Source organism: Bradyrhizobium sp. BR13661 (assembly GCF_029892425.1).
In the GTDB taxonomy this organism is placed as follows: domain Bacteria; phylum Pseudomonadota; class Alphaproteobacteria; order Rhizobiales; family Xanthobacteraceae; genus Bradyrhizobium.
The window spans coordinates 1-19,280 of sequence record NZ_JARXWB010000038.1; the positions used below are offsets into that span (position 1 = coordinate 1).

Below are 19,280 nucleotides of genomic sequence, written 5' to 3' on the forward strand. Positions count from 1 at the left end.
CGGTGAGCGTCGACAACACCTGGCACAATGCCGACGGCAATCTCGGCACCGGCTTCACCAGCCCCGTCTTCGTGGTCGACACCGTGACGCCGACGGCGGCGGTCGCGGTCAGCAGCGCCGACGTCAACCTCGTCCACAACACCGCCCTTGTGACCTTCACGTTCAGCCAGGCGCCGAGCGATTTCAACCTCGGCCACACCAGCGCGGTCGGCGGAACGCTCGGCCCGCTGACGGCAAGTCCCGACGGCAAGACCTACACCGCCACCTTCACCGCCAATGCCGGCACCGACATCGCCAATGCCTCGGTGAGCGTCGACAACACCTGGCACAATGCCGACGGCAATCTCGGCACCGGCTTCACCAGCCCCGTCTTCGTGGTCGACACCGTGACGCCGACGCTGACCGAGCACCTCGTGTCCGATACCGGATCCTCGTCGGCCGACAACATCACCTCCAATGATGGGTTGACCGGCATCGGTCTGGCCGACACCTTGGTACACTTCAAAGTTGACGGAGTCGACATCGCCTCCACCACGTCAACCAACGCTGAAGGAGTGTGGTCATTCACGCCATCGGGGCTGATGGATGGTGCGCACACGATAATTGCGAGTCAGACCGATGGCTTTGGCAACACCGGCACCGCGACGCTGAGCTTTACACTCGATACCGATGCTCCGGTGGTAACAATCGGAAACATCAACGCTACGACGCAGACGATTTCCGGAACGGCCGATCCTGCCGATGTCGGAGCGCCCATCACCATCCTAGATAGCGTCACCACTAACAATCCCTTAACCCCGTATGCCACGGCCCTTCTTACAGCAGGCCAAAACCAGACCCGAGGAGTGTTGATCAATGGGCTGGGCGGGCCCGCCGGCTTCGGAACTAACACCCTCGCCGCTGGCGATGACAATTACTCGTCTGCGATTAACATCACCTCAGTGTTTGGGACGGCTGGAGTAAATTTCTTTGGTCACAACTACACTTCGCTTTACATCAACAACAATGGCAATATTACGTTTGCACAGCCAAATTCCACATATACGCCGAGCGCGATCAGTGCTCAGGCCAACAACCCTATCATCGCGCCGTTCTGGGCAGACGTAGATACGCGCGGTGGTCCCGGCACCCCCACCGGCGGAAATGACACGGGGGCCAACAAAGTTTTCTACAATCTCGACTCCGTGGATGGCGTCCTGACGATCACTTGGGACGATGTTGGATATTACTCCCAAGCAACGAACAAACTGGATGCGTTCCAGGTTCAGCTTATCAGTCTGGGCGGCGGCAATTTCGACATTGTATACCGATACGCGAGTATCAATTGGACGACAGGAAGCGCGAGCGGTGGAGTGAATGGTCTGGGCGGAACGCCCGCAAGGGCCGGCTATTCAGCGGGTGACGGCAACATCGCTCATTATTTTGAACTGCCGCAGTCAGGAAATCAGGCTGAGTTGCTGGCGCTTCCGACAACCCCCGGCGACACGGGAATCGCAGGCGTTGACGTCTATCAGGTCCTCAACGGCCAAGTAGGCACACCAACTGTGACAACCATCGGCAGCACGACCGTGAACAGCGACGGCACCTGGTCAGCCAACGTTACGCTGCCGAACGGCCCCAATACCGTGACTGCCCAGGAGACTGATCTCGCCGGCAACACTGGCACCAGCACGCCTGTAATCCTGAATGGTACTAATTCAGCTCCGGCAGGTGTAGCTGGATCCACCATCAACTTGGGGCTAACGCAGCCTGCCGGCGTAGGCAGCGAGGCGGTTACTGTTACGGGCTCTTGGTTCAACTGGACAATGGAGGGCGCCAATCACAATCCGGATGGTTCCTGGACAGCACTGACTAGCGATTTCTCGATGCTAACGATAACACCGGATGTGAATTTTGTCGGTGCGGCCGTGCTCACAGTCACCGAAAGCTGGATTAACTCAGACGGCAGCGCCAACTCTAAGATAGTATCGGACAACGTCGAAGCCTACGCACCTAGCTCACCAATTTTCGCCATTGCGGGCGACGATCACTTAACAGGCACAGGTAACAGCGATCAATTTGTCTTCGCTCAGCCGATCGGCAATGACGTAATCTACAATTTTGACCCCACCACCGACAGAATCGATTTAATTGGCTTCAGCGGCATCGCTACCTTTGGCGATCTTCAAGGAAATATCGCGGACGATGTCAACGGCAACGCCGTGATTCACCTCGGTGCCAATGAGACAATAACGTTAAGTGGTGTTCACGCAGCCGATCTTACTTCGAATGGGTTCGAGTTCAATCAAGCGCCGATCATGGAAAACCCAGGAACGATGCAACTCGGTGACCGCTCCAAGTTGCCGTTGAGCGGGACGGTTCAGAACAGCGGCACCATCGAATTGAACTCTACCGGTGACGAGACGGACTTGCAGCTTATCGGACGCGGAGTCGCATTCACAGGCGCCGGGCACATCGTCTTGTCCGATAGTGCGCAAAATATAATTAGCGGCACTAGCGCCGATGTGACGATGACTAACGCCGACAATATTGTGTCTGGGGCTGGTCAGATTGGCAATGGAAAACTAGTGTTGACTAACGGGGGCACAATCGACGCAACCGGCGCGAACTCTCTTACGATTGATACGGGCGCCAATGTCGTGATCAATTCAGGAACGCTTGAGGCGACTGGCAGTGGTGGTCTCACCGTTCAGAGCGATGTGATCAATACAGGCTTCTTGTGGGCCAACGGCGGCGATACCACATTTCGGGGAAACGTAACCGGTGACGGATCGGCTCTCATCAGTGGATTAGCTTCGCTCGAGTTTGGTGCCGGATCTAGCCAAAACACCGCTTTCGCTGCGGGCTCCTCAGGGACACTCGTACTTGACCAAGCGTCTTATTTCTCGGGCATTATATCGGGAATGACTTCGAGCAATCATCTGGACCTTCTGGATTTCAGCTTTGCAAAAGGCACGACGCTGAATTACTCGCCCAATGTGGACGGCAGCGGCGGGGTGTTGACCGTCACAGACGCAACGCACTCCGCCAATATTACCCTGTCAGGTCATTTCAGCCCTGGAGGATTCCAAGCCGGCATTGACCACGGAACAGGAACGCTAATTAGCTACCATGATGTACTCTTAGTTTGATATCGCCGCTGCCCGTCGACTATTGCGATTAAAGCACCTTTGGATGCGACCTTGCTCACCGGATGTTACGACGCACGCAGCGCACAGCTGTCACGCGGGGTCTGATGCCATTCTGCGCAAAATTCCAGTACAGGACTGAATCTGCGGAAATCGCTAACGTCCACTCAGGATCATCTCACCGTGAGGACAGGCTATCTGGCTCGTTTTATCGCCCTCGGCGTGCCGTGCCAATCGTGCGGAATGGCGCGGTGCCGGCCAGGGGGCGTGGTTGAGCGGCGCCTGCGGCCGACCCCCGCGGATGAGCAAGCGCCCGGCCGCTTGTGGGGCTTCCGGGGTGATGGGGATCGGCCGGGTGTGCGCGGTGGCTTAGGCCGCGCGTAGAGCAACCGGTAGAGCGTGGCGCTAGTTCACTACAGGCACGCATTTTGCTTCGTTCCTGAGTTGGCTCCCGTTCAAACCTTTGCGCGGGGTCCATTCCCAGCCCTTGCCCGGCGCACGCCTCGCGCCGGGCTTTTTTCTGGGTGCAATGGTAGAGGCCAAGAGCCGGTGCGCTACTCACGTTTGGCTTCGAGTGGCGCGCGAGGCCGCCCTTCGTCGCAATTGACAAGTCCTCAAACAGCCGTGCAAGCCATAGGCGGCTGGGGATGCAGAGATGGGATGGATCGCGAATTGGCTTCGCCGGCCTGACGTCGGGGTAAGGCCTAGGGACGGTGCGCAGGTGGACTTACAACCGCTGTCTGAGCGCGGCGGCCGGTGGCTCAAAGCCAACCTATTTCACTTCCCCGGGGCGGTGTGGTCGCGCAAGCGCGGATGTGTGGAGCTATCAGAGGGGGACGTAATCGCGCTTCATCTCGTGACAGAGCGCATGACATCGGTAGGACTGCGGGTGCGGTTCTATGGACGCCTTCGCCGTTGGGACGGAGCCTCGCCCGTCTGGACGTTGCTCGTGCGCGGAAAGGGCTAATGAAAAACGATTCCACGGTCTAGGTGTCTTCTTGTGGGCCCTCAACTGAGGCGGCCTTACACGAGCTTACCTTACTCCGCAGCATCTTTGACTGAGCCGACAGCGCCGCGCGCCTCGCTAGTTCATCATGATTCTCTGCCGCCTTCCGCAGTGACTGCCTACCTGTTCGTGTTGGGCGTTTTCCGCCTCCGTGCGATTACTCCCTTATAGGGGGATATTTGTTCAAGACTAAACCTAAGACGTGAACAAGAGTGGTCATGCAATCTTAGGACTGTCGCTGGCTGCAACCGAGCTGCCGGAGCGGCCCCGGCGTCCCCCGATAGACCCCGCCGCCGGTGCCGTCTCTCCGCTCTCAGGACGGCGGAACGACTGTCAGCATGCCAAGTTTTCCGATAGCTCGGGTTCGTGATCCCGAGCCAGAAAGTGACTAGTGCCCACAATTCGCGATCCTTGGCGAAGCTCGGGCCTTTTGTCTGGCAGTCCGCCAGCGCGAACCGGGGCCCCGTAAAATTCCCAGGTGGTGCAACCGACCAGGCGAGGTAGTCTCCCCTCATTGCCAGTAACATTTTTCAGCCCGTCGAGTTTGACAATGACCAACGACACAGCTGTATTCAATGCAGTGCGTCTCGATCCGATTACCGGTGAGAAAGAATGGATCGGGCGAATGGGGACGCGCACTGCGATCGCTAGAGACGGGCTCGTAGTCGATCCGACGTCTCTCGGCTACTGTCCACACGAATGGCTCGAGGCGAGCGGCTACGTGGATCTCGATCTAGTGCGGAAATTTCCTCACGGCATTGCCGTTTGAACCGCTCACCAAACCAATGAGATCGTCGCAGTCGCAAGCTGTACCGCAACGGCAGCCTCGAGTTCGGCCGCGAGCACCCTATGATGCACTGCCAGACGATCAGACAGATCTCGCGTTTTAGGATCTGTCGCGAGGTCGCGAATCAACTCGCACTCCGTGACCTGCAACCGGAGCTTCTCCAAATGCTGTTGCATATCCTTCAGTGGCAGCCATCGCGCGCGCAAGATCCGCCGAGGTTCGTCGCGCCGCAGCTCCGAACATACAACCTAGTTAGACGTGGACAGGAAAAAGGCGGCATTGAGCAACTACTACTCGCCCCCACAACCAATCGACTGCATGGTGAATTGCTGGTGGGAATTGAAATGTGGTCCGTCTCTGTCGTCAGGCCTGGACTTTAGATCAGCTTGCTTCAATTCCCTCGTTCCTGAACGGCACAAGGAGGTCACAGCGACATTGCCTTGCTGGAACGACATCCTCGAGCAATGACCGAGTACGCACCGTCAATTTTCGATGTTAGTACATGGTGAGACATGGGCATATAGAATGGTCTTTTGTTTGGGGCTCTGGTGATGACCCGTCTTCATCACTGGTGAAGCTGGGCACTTGCTGCTCTGCTTCGTGATGGCTTTGGCTAATGCGGAGCAGGATGCTTTTCTCGAAACGAGATTTGCCAGGCTTTGAAGCAAGAAGGACGTTCGTTTGCCGTCGCTTGGCTGGAAGGTTATCTTGCCGGCGCAAGCCAGAAAATGGAAATTGACTATTTCCACACCGCGGACACGATGGCTGGGCTCGCCACTTTCTGCGCTGCCCATCCTGATCCGACGGTGGCGCAAGCTTGTTGTCGCACTCTTCGCGGCTTTGCTCATTTCGGCTGCGGCGCAAAGACGCCAGATACTTGGCAATTTGCTGTTTCTTTCGAAAAGGCGGCGACATTCGGGAACCGTTTCGCCGCTGGCATTCAACGCACCCCGTCACTGATCTAAAACTTTATGCCGACCTTTATTGCGGCTGTATCAACCGGTGAGTAAAGCGTCCCCTGGGCACCATTTTCCTACCATTCAGAACAAAACCGTGAGCCATTTGTGGAGCTCCCGTAAGCCTTTTCGGTCCCCGATCGACACCTACGCGGAGTCGTCGCTGACGCCTCAGCGGATAGCAGCCTGCCGCTCCGCTCCGTGTCGCCTGGGCGCCACTTCGACCGTCGAAGCCAAGAAGCTCGGCTGGAGCAGGACGGTGAACTCTTCGAGCGATACCGGCGGAGAGAAAATATAACCTTGCGCCATGGTCGCGCCGTTCTCGGCCGCGAACCGAAGGTCTTCGGGCGTTTCGATGCCTTCTACGACCGTTTCGAACCCCAATTCGTCCGCAAGTCCGAGCGCCAGGCGAAGGATCGTTTGCTTCTCGCGGTCTCCCGCGACACCCGCGACAAGCGTGCGATCTAGCTTTACGGCGTCGAAGGGGAGCCTAGCCATCGTCGAAAGATTCGAATAACCGGCTCCGAAATCGTCCATTGCGAAGCGTATGCCCAATTGCCTGAGCAAGCTTATTCTCTCGCGTACGACGTCAGGATTGCGCATCGCGACCGATTCGGTGACCTCGATCTCGAGGTGTGGCGGCGGGAAGTCGGCTTCGCGAACGATCGTGACGATATCCTTGACGAACAGGGGGTCCTCGATTTCCGTCGCCGCGACATTTACGGCGAGCACGAGGTTCGAGCCGGCCCGGATCAAGCCCCCGATTTCGGCGAGCGCGCGCCTGAGCACGAAGCGGTCGATCTCCATGATCAGGCCGATCTCTTCCGCAATCTTGATGAAGCGCTGAGGAGGAATGTCGCCCTCCTTCGGATGATGCCAGCGCGCCAGCGCCTCTACACCCATGATGCGGCCATCCACGCAGGACACCTTGGGCTGGTAATGGACGACGAGCTTTTCATTGCGGATCGCCAACGCAAGATCGGTTTCGAGCGCATGCCGAGCACGCGCGACCTCTGCGAGATCAGGAGTGAAGAACGCGTGGGTATTGCGTCCCGAGCTCTTTGCGACATACATTGCAAGGTCGGCGCGGATCAGAAGGTCATCATAGGTTGTGCCGTGGGTGGGACAGATCGCAATGCCGATGCTGACGCCGATGGTCGCATGGTTGCTCTGGAGCTTGAAGGAGACCTGCAGCGCCTCGATCATCTCGCGGGCAAAGAGGCTTGCGGCCTCTATCGTCTTCACCCCGGCGATGATGGCGACGAACTCGTCGCCCCCGACCCGGGCGAGCAGACTTTTTTTGACAGCTACCTTGGATGCCAGCAAATTACTCAAGCGCTCGGCCACCATCCTGAGCAGCTCGTCGCCGGCCTTGTGCCCGAAAGTGTCGTTGATGGATTTGAAACCATCGAGGTCGAGGAAGAAAAGCGCGCCGCCTTCTTCCGCTTCAATGAGCGCCGGCGCATCGACGCGCATCTTCTCCCGATTGGGAATGCGGCTCACCGTATCGTAGAAAGCGAGCTGACGAATTTTTCGCGTGCTGGCCCGCAAATGCGTCAGCATTCGCTCGAATGCGAGGCCGAGGCCGCGAACCTCGCCGATGCCCGTTGCGCGGAACGGAACGTCGAGATTGCCTCCCGCGATTTCCTGGGCGGTCTTTGCGAGCGCCGAAAGTCCTTTCGTGAAGTGACTTACGGCGGCCAATAGCGCGACGACCAAGGCACCGAGCGCCAGCGCCGCGGATGCCAGGAACTGCCACATCAGCGAACGGGTATGGGCTGCGCCGATCTGGAACATCTGATCTCGGGTCGTCGTCACGAGCGATGCGCTCGCGAACGTACACACCTTGAGCGTCGCCTCATATTCGACGCAGCGCGCGACGTAGTTGCCGTCATCCGAGCGATGCAACCCGCCCAAGAGCGTCCTGGCGTTTCTGAATTTCACTCCTTCAGGCCCCGCGGAAGACACGATCTCGTTGTCACTCGCGATGATGACCACCCCGGCATTAGCCAGCGAAGTGAAGTTCTCGAGAGTCCGCTCCGTGCGCCCGAGCGGACGGACGGCGACGAGCATGCCGATGAGGTCGCCGAAGTCGTCGAACACGGGCTCAATTGCGGTGTGCGCTATAGTTTGGCGCTGCGGCAGGCCGAGCGCCGACAACTCACCCAACTTGAGCTGATAGGTGCCCTCCTCACCCCGCGGATGCGAGCGGCTATTGTCCTTGAGGATCGCCCTGAGATTTACAGAGAGGTCGGTCTCTTCGATCGCCCCGTTCAGGGCGAGGAGGTCGAGAGGCTTGTTGGCACCGATCACGCGACCGGTTTCGTCGAACGCGATCAGCCTTTCGAAGCCGGAGGTCGAAGCAACGATGCTGAGCAGCTCGCGGATAGTCACATCGTTGTGGGAGGCGACCGCCTTGGCGATATCGGCGCGCTGAGCGATCTGACGCAGGCGAGATGCGGTTTCCGCGCCGAGGACCTCGATTCGCGCTCGCGCCAACTGCGCCTCCCCGTCGAGGCGACGAGCGAGCTGATCTTCTGAGAGTTTACCCAGTGCCGCAGCCTGCTGCCCCAGTTGCTGCTGAAGGCGTAGCGCCGTCAAGCCACCGATGAGGCCGAGCCCGAGCACGCCGGTCGCGAGCACGACGGCAACAAGGCGCACGGCGATAGACGAGCCTAGAACGCCGGACGGAACGGCCCAACGCCGCCTGCGGGATGGCGCCCTCGATGCCTTCGCCATATCGGTGTCAGTCGTCACCACTGCCAGCCACCCTGAACTACGGAGGCTGATCAATGTCGCTCACTGAGGCCCCCGCTAAGTTGTCTTCCAGGCGCCGAATTTAAGCGAGTGAAACCCTCTAAATCGTCTATTTATTGTCTATTTGTGGCTAGTTAATTACCAAGCGGTTTTTCGAAACCATCAGATTGTATGCTTAGGCTTTCTGCTCGCCAAACCGAAGTTTCCAAAAGCCACGGCGTTGCGACAACAGAAGGTTTAGGTTTCTTCGCCAGAATTGTGCACCTCGTGGTTCGAAGGGTTTGCAATGGCATTTTCGAGGATAATGGCAGCCCTTTTGGGCGTTTGCCTTGCGGTGGTGAATGCCGCTGGCGCCGAAACACGCAGGCTCGACATTGTCGGGACCGGAGACGGAGTCGATGTCCTTCGCGCCATCGCCGCGAGCTTCATGCAGCAGGAAGGATCGGCACAGGTCGAGATCCCGCCGAGCATCGGTTCTGGCGGAGGCATCGCGGCCGTGGGGTCCGGTAAGGCGATCTTAGGGCGCGTCGCACGCCGCCTGACGGACGCCGAAGCGGCTTCCGGCATCGTCTACAAGGCGATCGCCCGCCTACCCTCGGCTTTCATCGTCCATCCCGGCTGCGGAGTGAGTGCCGTCACAAGCGCTCAGCTCGTTGCGATCTATTCGGGCCGCCTTGCGAATTGGAAGGAGCTGGGCGGCGCCGATATGCGCATCCGCGTCGTGCGCCGTGAGGACCAGGACAGCACTCTTACGGGGCTACGGGCCAGCATGCCCGGCTGGCACGATCTCGAGATCACCGAAAAATCGAAGATGGCAACGACCACACAGGAAGCGATCGAGACGGTTCGCGAGGTTCAAGGCGCGATCGGCTTCGGTCCCTTCTCGAGGCCGTTGGAACAAGGGCTCACGGTGCTTCGTGTGGACGGCCACTACCCGACGGACGCGGATTATCCCTCGAGCGTTGTGCTGGCGCTAATCTATCTAAATACGTTGCAGGATCCGGACGCTCTGGCATTTCTACGCTTTGCCGATGCGCAGAAGGCAGCCGACGTCATCACCAGCCTCGGTAGTCTGCCTGAAAAGCGGTGAAGCGCCGAAGCTCGGCGGCCGCCGGCGCTGCTGAACGCGGCGTCGGCTCACAGACCGGGGCGATGAGGCTGCTCGCGGCTTCGCCATAGACGGGTGACCTTGTCAATCAGCGATGGGGTTTGAGAGCTCGGCAGGAAGGGATCGGCGTAGCATTGCGCATTGGCCGAGTGCGCCCTGTTCTTCACGATCTCGACGAGACCAACAGGGCCGGCGACGTAGACCGTATCCTCCAGCCCAAGCAGGGGCAGGTAGTGCGATGGGCGCCCAGGCCTGATCGGCAGCGTAGATCCGACCTCCGTCGTCGCAATGACGTCGCGGACACCGTCGTCGATCAGCCACTGCAACGAGGGAAGCATATAGAGATTATCGGCATCCCGGCTGCCGGCGACGACCGCCATCTCGCGGTTGCGCTGGGTCGAGCGCGCCGAGCGGGCGAGCGCCCAGATCGGGGCCCAGCCTGCTCCGCCGGCGATCAGCACCAGGGGCCCCTGGCCCTCTCGCAGATAGGCTCGTCCGAAGGGGCCTTGCACATGCGCTTTATGGCCGGGCCTGATGGCTTTGCCGAGCTGCCCCGATACGGTGCCGTCAGGCAGGCACCTGATGTGGAAGACGAGTTCGACTTCCTTACAGGAACCATCGAGCCTGAAGGTCGGGCTGAACTCACGCGCAGGATAACCGGAAAACTTGACGCGCACGTATTGGCCCGGCCGAAACTCGAGGGGCGCTGAGGTCGTCAGCACGACTTCGGCGATCTCCGACGAGAGCTGGTTGATCTCAGTGACGGCGCCCGCCCGCTTCTCAGGTAGCGGCAATTCTTCGAATTCGATCTCGGCATCGCCTGCGACCGCTGCCTGGCAGGCGAGCACAGTTCGGCCACGGCCTGAACCGCCGTCATCGACCGAGCCCGAGACGACCGTCACCCGGCAGCTCTGACATTGTCCCGATCTGCAGTCGTGTGGAACGAGAATCGAGCCGCCGAGCGCCGCGTCGATCAGGCTTTCGCCGGCGCGGGCTTCGACAGGCTTGCCGTTGATGATTACCCGACAATGCCTCATCGCGAGGCCTCTTGGCGCTGCGAATGTCGGCGAGCAAGCCAATGTTCGCCGAGCCAGAATGCGATGCGCGGGTGAGGACGAGTCCACGCTTCAGTAGGGCCGCCCCGTAGTGGTCTCCGGTCGAGCCCGTCGCCCGTCATAAGACGCCTACTTCTGCGACACGACGCGCACCGGGCGGTTATGGCTCGCATGCCGCGTCTGTGCATGGTCGAAGACAGCGACCCACATGTAGACATCGCGGCCTGGCACGAAAGCTTTGTCATACCTTCCATCGCTTTTCATGTTGCGCGTCAGCTCAAGCGTCCAATGTCCGTTGCTCCATTTTGAAACCCCGGCGACATTGGCTCGCTCTCCTTCGGTGTCGCCGGCAATAATCACGCCGGGCAGGATCGTGCCGACGGGAATCCTCGCGTCGGCTTCCGGAGTGTAGGGTTCGCTCTCCCAGTCGAACATGTACCAGCGGCCGTTCTCGTCGTCGCTGCTGTTGGGATCAAGATCGAACTTGCCGAGGGCTGCGACTTGCGCCTTCCAGTCCTTGGGAAGCCGCAAAACCGTGACGGGCCCTTTGTCGTCCCGGTGGATGAACTTGAAGTTATAGGAATAGAGAGTACGGCCAGGCTTATTCCAATAGCCGCCCTGATAGCGGGCATCGTAGTTCTGCTCGTCCAGGGTCGGGGCGTAGGGCGGGCCGATATATTGGCTGTCGACACGCCCGAGCATGCCCCCGCGCGACGCCTTCCACTGCCACATGTCTATGTAGCTGCCATCCGTCGTGTAGTGGAAGCCTCGGCCGTTGATCGGCATCGGTTTGCCGGGCAGCGGGTTGGCGCCGAGATCCGTTGCGCCTGCGCCGCCGAGCGATGGATTGTCCGAGAAAATGACCGCCAGTTTATCCTCGTAGAAGTCGGCGGCGTCTTGCAGACCCGCACGCTCGTCAAGGGCGTGCCAGCCATCCTCTTGCTTGATGATCGGAACGCGACGGAGGGAGCGCGTGGGATCCTCCCAGCGGAAGGCAAAATAGATCTTCTGCCCATCGTGCACGGCGCGCACCTCTACGAGCGATTCGCCCGATCCGCCCAGATTGGCACCTTGCTGCGTGCGAATGAAGACCGGGGCGGCGCGCGACCAGGTGGGATCGCCCATGGCACCGTCGAGCTTGGGCGCGGTGCTCACCCGCGCGATGACGAGCGTATCGCGCGTCGCCCAATCGAGCCCGGCGACGCTGCATGCGACTGCGACCCCGATAGCAGCGGCGACGAGAAGAGGCTTCGGCCGCACGGCCTTCGTGATCGCGAGCGGCGTCGGCCGAAACACCCGGAAAATCTGCTGCCAGCCGCCATAGAGATAATGCGCGGCGACGTGCGCGAAGATATAGACGAGCCCTATGAAGGCGGCGGTCGAGTGGAGATAAGCCCACCAGCCGCCATAGCCGAGATACATCATGACGCCCGTCCCCGTGAGGAAGATCACGAGCGCATAGGCGAACCAGTGCAGAACGACGTTGACGGCTCCCCACTTGAGGCGAGCCGGGGCGCGCATCGCGAGGATCCGCGTCTTGTTGGGGCTGTTGCGCTCGACGAGACCGCTGCGCGCGAGGTAGGCGACGTAAGCGGACCCGCAGAAGAAGACGGCGAGCCCGGCGAGGAAATGCCAGGAAAAGACCTCGCCCTGCGGCAGGACCGGAGCGAGCCATTTTGAGAGGGGGGCGTGCAGCGCGTCCGCTGCGATGCGTATGCCTGTAACGAGGCTTATGACGAACGCGAGTGCGGTCGCCCAATGGAGGGTTAGCGTCCCGACATCGGTGCGTGGCCGGCTTTCTTGAGTCTTTGTTTGAGCGAGGCGTCTCTCAGTCAAGGCATCGGCGTTCGTTCGAGCGGTGACATCGTTCATTGCATAAAGCTGGCCCGCGGTAAACCAGCACTTGAGCCGGAAAGCCGTCGAAGCATTGGGGATTTGGCGAGATGGACTTGGTCGCCGAAGAAGCCAAGGCGACCGACACGATCATTATGCGGTCGGCCAACGAGCCGCGCTCGGGGCACGCAGTGCGTTGTGGCTAGGGGACGCTCCCGACGACTAGGCGCGTCCCAAGTACGCCGGTCTCGAAGCCTGGTCTCTAACCCTGCTTCGCTCTAGTGTTGGGGAGCTCAGATCGGGGCCGTTGCGCGGGTCGCCAGGCCGCGTCCATCATGAACTCGTCGGACACCGTTTGGAGGACATAGGTAACCTCCCGCTCAAATTGAATTTATTCAACAATTTCAATTATATGAGGTTGCATTTTTGTTCTGAATGGCGCGCCATTATTTCGTGAAGCCACTGACCAACCGATCGTGTGCGAGTGAAGACTGTGAATGTGGAGGCTCAATTCAGCGCGTCGCGGCCTGCAAACGCTATGTCTGCTTCTGGAGAGGGGCGTAGGCAAGGTGGACCGTTCGCAGGTGCCAACACTATCCCGTCCCCATCCTCACCCAGATCGAATAAAGGATCATGAAAATCGGCAGCGTGCCGAAGAACCACATGGCGGGCCGGTCACTGTCTTGCCGGGCGAAATCGCGGTTCGGGTCTGAATCGCGCGCGAACGGCGTTGAATCTCTCGTGGCGTGGCTTTCTCTCGCTGCGCGACGTAGTAGTCGTCGAATGGTCTTCTCAGTCTCGAATTTCACCGTCATTTCTTCGCCTCCAGCCCTAACTCCACGAGCCGGCGAATGGCTTCGGACCGCGATGGCGTGTCTAGCTGTGTGCGGGCCCATGCGTCGACTGCGGCGCCAACCTTGGGCGACAACCTTACTGCCGAGACAGGGTAGACTCCCCCGGCCTTCTTCGGTCGTCCTCTGCCTTTTTTGTTTACGGAAATTGCTTCCTTCATATTTTTAGTTTACAAAAAATCGAGCCAAAACGGAAGTTGCAATTCCGCTTCGGCTCTAACCTCGATCGCTGAAGGGTTTCAAGATGACCGAAGCTGACAGCGTGCTTAGCACGCTACGGACAAACTCGCCCACAGAACTGCTGACGGACTCCGCTGGTGCGTTTCTATCCGGCCTCGCGCTCCAGTGCGGGCTACCGCATTCACACATCGAGGTTGAAGCCAGCAAGGATGTCTGATTCCGTATTGTCCGACTGGATGGGGGGAGGACCGCATGGAGGTTGGACTGGGCCGGTTTGGTGACCGTCGCCTGCAAAAAGGGGGGCGTTCCTTCTGGGCCGGCTCGTTGCCTCGGGCGGCAGGAAGCTGCGGGTGCGTCGATTGGGCGGCTCTCGGGCAGGAGAGATCCGCCTGACGCGGCTTTTGCGCAATGAAGCGTTCAGCTGCGAGGAGATGCTGGCGGAGGCAGCCGAACGGACGGCAGAACGTTGTGTGGGACGGCATGTCCTTGCGATCCAGGAGACGACTGTGCTGCGCTCGGAAGGCGGCGGGGGCGAGTATCTGCATGCCGTGTTGGCCCTGGATGCGCAGGACGGAGCGATCCTGGGGCTGATCGGAGGCTGCTTGCTGGAGCGCACGGGTGGCCGGCGGGCAGCGCGCCGCTCCGTACCGATTGAAGAAAAAGAGAGCTTCCGATGGCTGGAAGGCGCCGACCATGCAGCATCTGTGTGCGCGGGCGCTGCTTCTGTCACGGTGATTGCTGATCGCGAGAGCGATATCTTTGAAGCGTTTGCGCTGCGTCCGGAACGCGTCGAACTGCTGGTACGTGCGGCTCATGACCGTGCGCTTGCCGATGGCGATGCGCTGTTTGCGCGGGCCGATGCACTGCCCGCGATGGGGCGCGCGGAACTGGATTTGCCTGCCAGGCCCGGGCGCAGGCGGCGTATCGCGCAGCTTGAAATACGCTTCCTGCCGGCCAGGATTGCCCGCCCCAAGAGTGGACTGCGCGCCGACTTGCCGGAAAGCGTCGCTGTCCACATGATTGATGTCCGCGAGGTCAACCCGCCGGCTGGCGAGGCGCCGATCCACTGGCGGCTTCTGACGACACACGCAGTGGTCAGCGAGACGAATGCTTGGGAGATCGTCGATCTTTATCGGCAACGCTGGGCAATTGAACAGCTGTTCCGCGTCCTGAAGAGCGCAGGCTTCGATATTGAAAATGTGCAGATCGAGGAGAAGGCACCCCGCGACCGGCTGATAACTGCAACGCTGATCGCGGCTGTATGCATCCAGCAACTGGTGCACGCCCGTGATGGTGGTCCGGGAACGCTGCGGCCTCTGAGCGATGCATTCGAGCCCGAGGACATTCCACTGATCGAGGCCTGCTGCGCTGACCTCGAAGGCAAGACGGAGCGGCAGAAGAACCCTCATCCGAAAGGCTCGCTTGCGCGCGCTGCCTGGGTCTGCGCACGTCTCGGCGGATGGACCGGCTATTACGGCAAGCCGGGCCCGGTCGTCATGCTTCAGGGTTGGCTCGAGTTCCAAGCCATGAAGCGCGGCACCAATCTCATGATGCGCCAGTCCCAGCAGGACAATACCGATGTGTGAATCGGGTAGCCAGTGCGGGAGGGCGCACTCCTACTGATCTCGCAGACTAAGGAAATAGACATCAGCTGAAATCGAGCGGCTGATTGGGTTTACAACAGGAGCAGCAGGACGACGAGCGTCTCTCGGGGGGCAGACGCAGGCACGCTTGCATGAATGGCGATGACCTCGAGCCAGACGACAGCGACGACGAGCCCTCCTTGGCAGCCTCACGGGTTGGGGCGCCGATCCCGACGATCAGGATCGATGGGCGGCAGGCTCCCGCGATGACCGGATGAGCACGATGGCCGCGAGTTTGAGGGCGTGGCGTGAGCGAACAGGTCGTGAGATACGCAGCTTCGCCTAAGCCGATGCAAAAGGCCGCAGCCTGGGACACAGACCGCGGCCCGCGCTTTGTCAAAAAATCCGGGTGAAAAAAGATCTAAGTGAAATATGCAGCCAGCCCCGGTGAGAGGACGTTATCGCGCCCGTGATCAGCTGCAATATGATTTGGATCACAAATCATATTAGTAATTAATGTGAACCATGCGCTGAGGGAGAGCCCGCCGGGGCTGGCTAGCTGGCGGGCTCTCAACCCCAAGCACAAGACCGCCTTGCCCCTGCGATCCCGTCCCAAAGTCCACCCTGACCGATTCTTACTAACGGGTGGCAAAGATCTCTGCGGAAGGGTTGAGGCGATGAACAAGGGCCCGCCATTCACGCAGCGGGCCTTCGTTCTGGTTCCTGGAATGTTCTTGGCGAAGGCAGCGGAATAGGCTTCCCGTAAGGGGAGCTGGCCCATTCTAACCCATAGTGGCCTCAGCTGATTTTGACAGTGGTTCTCAGCGGAAGAGCGGGTGCCGTCCGTATTGACCCCTTAGTTCCTAAGTCGAATCTCCTGGTTTGCTTTTCTTAATGGCCGTAATTATCCGGTCGTGAACACTGTTCCGAGGCGGGGCGGGTGCAATGCCAATCGATCGACTTGTTCGAGAAGGCAAGGTTGAGCCCAAGGATGTCGCTCGGCTCGATCGCGCGTTCGCGATCACGCTAAAGTCACTACCCTAGTGGATCGCAACGACCCAATTTGCGAGATCGTCGCGGCGGAAGGTGATCGAGACGGCTGCGCTAGCAAATTCTCCTGGCTTTCGTTTCGCTGAGGGCTCAAACTTCTCAAATTAGAGCAGGGAGATTTTCAAGAGGGGGCATTGCGATGGCGAAACCTGCAGTTCCTCGTGCTAGGTTTCGAGGTTTGTTCGCTTTCTACGCAGCTAGGGCCCACCACGATCACAACAACGACGGCGAAAATCGCCTGTTGAAGTTGTTTGGGTCGAGTGACCACATTTCAGACGGTCCACTTGAATCATGGTCGACCCGCACCGAGCTACTCAGTCCCGAGATGATCAGCAATGTCCTCTCGCCTGTCGCACGTGAGGTTGTTTCGGGTACAGCCCACTACAATCACGCCAGTGACTTTCTGCATCGGCTGCTCCAAGAGATTGATCGGAAGGCCAACTAGCTCTGCCGGGCACTAGACTCGCGACGCGCATTTGTTGATCGGTAAGGGGGAGGTCAACAGTAGCTGGAAGATTGTCCGTGCGGCCATATATTGCGCCGCTGGCCGGCTGCGCTCGACCCCATCCAGCATCAGGTTACCCCGTTGGTCTGTAACAGACCACGCCACATCCGTCGGTGCTTGCAAACTGAATTTTCAAACAGAGCAACTTCGTCGATGATCATGACGCGCAGCCCCAGAATGACCCGTGTCGAGTACAAAAAGCGATATTTGAGAAATTTGACAGGACAACGGTCTGCTAACGGGAGAGTTCACGCGCGCGACCTGGTAGAAATTTCATACCAAAAGCATTTGGCTTGCTTGGCGATCTCCGGTAGCTAATTGTATCGAGTGCCACCCCTGCAACCAGCCGAGGGTTTCAGCTCAACTCGCGCATCATCCTTTATCGAAAGCGTAAGCCGAATGTCTTCATCCTCAGCCGAAAGGATCGCGCTCTTCATCGATGGAGCCAATCTCTACGCCACGGCGAAAACATTGGGCTTCGACATCGATTACAAGCGCCTACTGAAGGAGTTTCAGGGCCGGGGGACGCTGCTCCGGGCGTTCTACTACACCGCCATCATCGAAGATCAGGAATACTCTTCGATCCGGCCGTTGATCGACTGGCTTGACTACAACGGTTACACGGTCGTCACCAAGGCGACCAAGGAATTTATCGACGCTTCCGGCCGTCGCAAGGTCAAAGGCAACATGGACATCGAGCTCGCCGTGGACGCCATGGAGCTCACGGAGCACATCGACCAGATGGTGCTGTTCTCCGGCGACGGCGATTTCCGCTCCTTGGTCGAGGCCGTGCAGCGTCGCGGCGTGCGGGTCACGGTAATCTCCACCATCGCCAGCCAGCCGCCGATGATCGCCGACGAGCTGCGCCGCCAGGCCGACGTCTTCACCGATCTCGTCGAGCTGCAATCCAGGTTCGGCCGCGATCCTAACGAGCGTCCAGCGCCTCGCGAGCGAGGGGATCGCGAAGCGCGCAGCCATCTGCGGAAATCATTGCAGCAACCTAAGGGAAATGATCCTCCAGGCTAGCGTCGGGAGCCATCTGACTGCCGGCAAGGATTAGCCGTCACGATCTGGGGGTATGCGAGCCTACGACAAGAAATGTTGCGCGGCGTCGTCACCCTTGGAGATTTCGACGGCGGGTGATGCGCTGCATTGCGAGCGTTGGTAGCAGGTGGCGGCCTGCACTTCGCCTGGGGTAGGTTGAGCACGTTCGGCACACCGCCGCCCGGCCACGAGGCGGCCGTCACCGTTTCCAGAAGACTATGCATTCTTCTGTCGGCGCTCCGACAGTTAAGTTCATCACACTCCTGCGCTTTTCACACTTTGTCGCGCCACCTCGATCAAGTCGGCTCCCGCAGAGGGGGCCGCGCCTGTCCTGTTCGCGGCCACACGTTGAATACACGCCACTTGGCTATATTCTAGAGAATATCAGAATTCCTAGTGTCCACCGCCACCACAGATCGGCGATTTGCGCGCTGAGTTGTAGTCGTCCGGAAATACCGGAACGGGACACTTCCTGTTTGTTTGCCTCAATCTAAAACAGGCTAGTCGGGATGCCGCCGTTGGCCGCGACCGAGCAATCGAGATGCCAGACATCGCGATGAGCTACCCGGCTCGTCTTCCCCTTCTGCGGTCTACAGCAGCGCGGTTCATGCGCCCGCGGCGCACCGCGTGCATGCACACCGGCCGCGACGGCAAGCGACAAGGCGTCGACGATGCAGAAAGCCAGCCCCGCGAAAAGTCGAAGTCTTTGTCTTGTCGACAGCGCTGACGACGAAGGCGGCATCACTCTCAATATGGTCGAGCAGGCCAACGTCGAGCTGCAGCGAAACGCCTCGGCGACCATAGTTTAGCTATGTGCGGCTTGCCTCTGTCGCATTCTTTTCAGCGAACCTGTGCTCAGAGCGCGACTGTTTTGCTCGACCATCCAAATTGTTCTGCCCTTCTCGATTTTGCGAGAAGATCGCCAATCTTACGATTGGCGAAGAAGCAGCGTTTACTTCAGGTAGGAGATCGTCATCATGGTGTCGACTTTGATAACTGCGCCAAGGGCGTCAATGACGAGTGGGAAGCGATCGCAAATTACACCTCATACCCCGCTTCGCCTCGGCGACGCAGTGAAGATCGCCTTTCCTCTAGGTGGGGTGACGGCCGCGGATTTGCGGCGTGAGCGCGATTGCAACCGATTGGTCATCGAAAAGATCGCCGGCAAGGAGTTCACAACGCTGGCTCATATCGAACGAATGCGAGAGCTATGCCGCGACGAAGCAAGGGAGCAAGACTTAAGCTCAAAGCCGCTCGCCGAGACAGGAGCGGAAAACTCACTCACCAAGCAACTTGGATCATCAGAGATAACGGCCGGGACGTTAGCACAGGCTGTCCTGCAGATGCGACTGAGGTCGCGGAACAAAAACTGAGAGCTCATATAATCTCCAAGCGCTCCCCGAAGCTGCGAGTCCGTCACATTGACGATATTGCAAT

General features: G+C 59.4%; 12 protein-coding genes. 8 read left to right on the forward strand and 4 right to left on the reverse strand.

All coding sequences use genetic code 11. The annotated features are described in order from the left end of the window. The 3 genes from M2427_RS36955 to M2427_RS36970 all read left to right on the forward strand — a co-directional run. Positions 1-3,131, forward strand: a 3,131-nt coding sequence (locus tag M2427_RS36955) for a nidogen-like domain-containing protein (protein ID WP_280711726.1), incomplete at its 5' end; no start/stop codon positions are given. A gap of 1,553 nt (positions 3,132-4,684) precedes the next feature. Then, positions 4,685-4,903, forward strand: coding sequence for a hypothetical protein (locus tag M2427_RS36960; protein WP_280711727.1), 219 nt, complete (start codon positions 4,685-4,687; stop codon positions 4,901-4,903). 677 nt (positions 4,904-5,580) lie between these two features. Next, the gene (locus M2427_RS36970) at positions 5,581-5,886 is read left to right on the forward strand and encodes a hypothetical protein (protein WP_280711728.1); all 306 of its coding nucleotides are present in this window, start codon (positions 5,581-5,583) and stop codon (positions 5,884-5,886) included. A 162-nt stretch (positions 5,887-6,048) separates the two neighbouring features. On the opposite strand, the gene M2427_RS36975 is transcribed toward M2427_RS36970, so the two are convergent. Beyond that, entirely contained in the window at positions 6,049-8,634 is a 2,586-nt protein-coding gene (locus M2427_RS36975; RefSeq protein ID WP_280711729.1) for an EAL domain-containing protein, read from the reverse strand. A 304-nt stretch (positions 8,635-8,938) separates the two neighbouring features. Between M2427_RS36975 and M2427_RS36980 the strand changes: the two genes are divergently transcribed. Further along, positions 8,939-9,724 carry a substrate-binding domain-containing protein gene (locus tag M2427_RS36980; protein WP_280711730.1) on the forward strand — a complete coding sequence of 262 codons (786 nt, stop codon included), beginning with the start codon at positions 8,939-8,941 and terminating at the stop codon, positions 9,722-9,724. A 47-nt stretch (positions 9,725-9,771) separates the two neighbouring features. Here M2427_RS36980 and M2427_RS36985 read toward each other — a convergent pair whose 3' ends face one another. The 3 genes from M2427_RS36985 to M2427_RS36995 form a co-directional block, all read right to left on the reverse strand. Further along, the gene (locus M2427_RS36985) at positions 9,772-10,779 is read right to left on the reverse strand and encodes a 2Fe-2S iron-sulfur cluster-binding protein (RefSeq protein WP_280711731.1); all 1,008 of its coding nucleotides are present in this window, start codon (positions 10,777-10,779) and stop codon (positions 9,772-9,774) included. Between the two features lie 147 nt (positions 10,780-10,926). Continuing rightward, on the reverse strand, positions 10,927-12,669 hold the full coding sequence (locus tag M2427_RS36990; RefSeq protein ID WP_280711732.1) for an ethylbenzene dehydrogenase-related protein: 1,743 nt from the start codon (positions 12,667-12,669) through the stop codon (positions 10,927-10,929). A 554-nt stretch (positions 12,670-13,223) separates the two neighbouring features. Next, positions 13,224-13,445, reverse strand: a complete 222-nt coding sequence (locus M2427_RS36995; RefSeq protein ID WP_280711733.1) for a hypothetical protein — start codon at positions 13,443-13,445, stop codon at positions 13,224-13,226. Between the two features lie 566 nt (positions 13,446-14,011). Between M2427_RS36995 and M2427_RS37000 the strand changes: the two genes are divergently transcribed. From M2427_RS37000 to M2427_RS37015, 4 genes are all read left to right on the forward strand, one after another. Then, complete coding sequence (locus M2427_RS37000; RefSeq protein WP_280711734.1) at positions 14,012-15,247, forward strand: IS4 family transposase; 1,236 nt, start codon at positions 14,012-14,014, stop codon at positions 15,245-15,247. A 1,951-nt stretch (positions 15,248-17,198) separates the two neighbouring features. Beyond that, positions 17,199-17,825 carry an NYN domain-containing protein gene (locus M2427_RS37005; protein ID WP_280711773.1) on the forward strand — a complete coding sequence of 209 codons (627 nt, stop codon included), beginning with the start codon at positions 17,199-17,201 and terminating at the stop codon, positions 17,823-17,825. A 689-nt stretch (positions 17,826-18,514) separates the two neighbouring features. Next, positions 18,515-18,652, forward strand: a complete 138-nt coding sequence (locus M2427_RS37010; protein ID WP_280711735.1) for a hypothetical protein — start codon at positions 18,515-18,517, stop codon at positions 18,650-18,652. 168 nt (positions 18,653-18,820) lie between these two features. Continuing rightward, positions 18,821-19,216, forward strand: a complete 396-nt coding sequence (locus M2427_RS37015) for an excisionase (protein WP_280711736.1) — start codon at positions 18,821-18,823, stop codon at positions 19,214-19,216. Positions 19,217-19,280 lie beyond the last annotated feature (64 nt).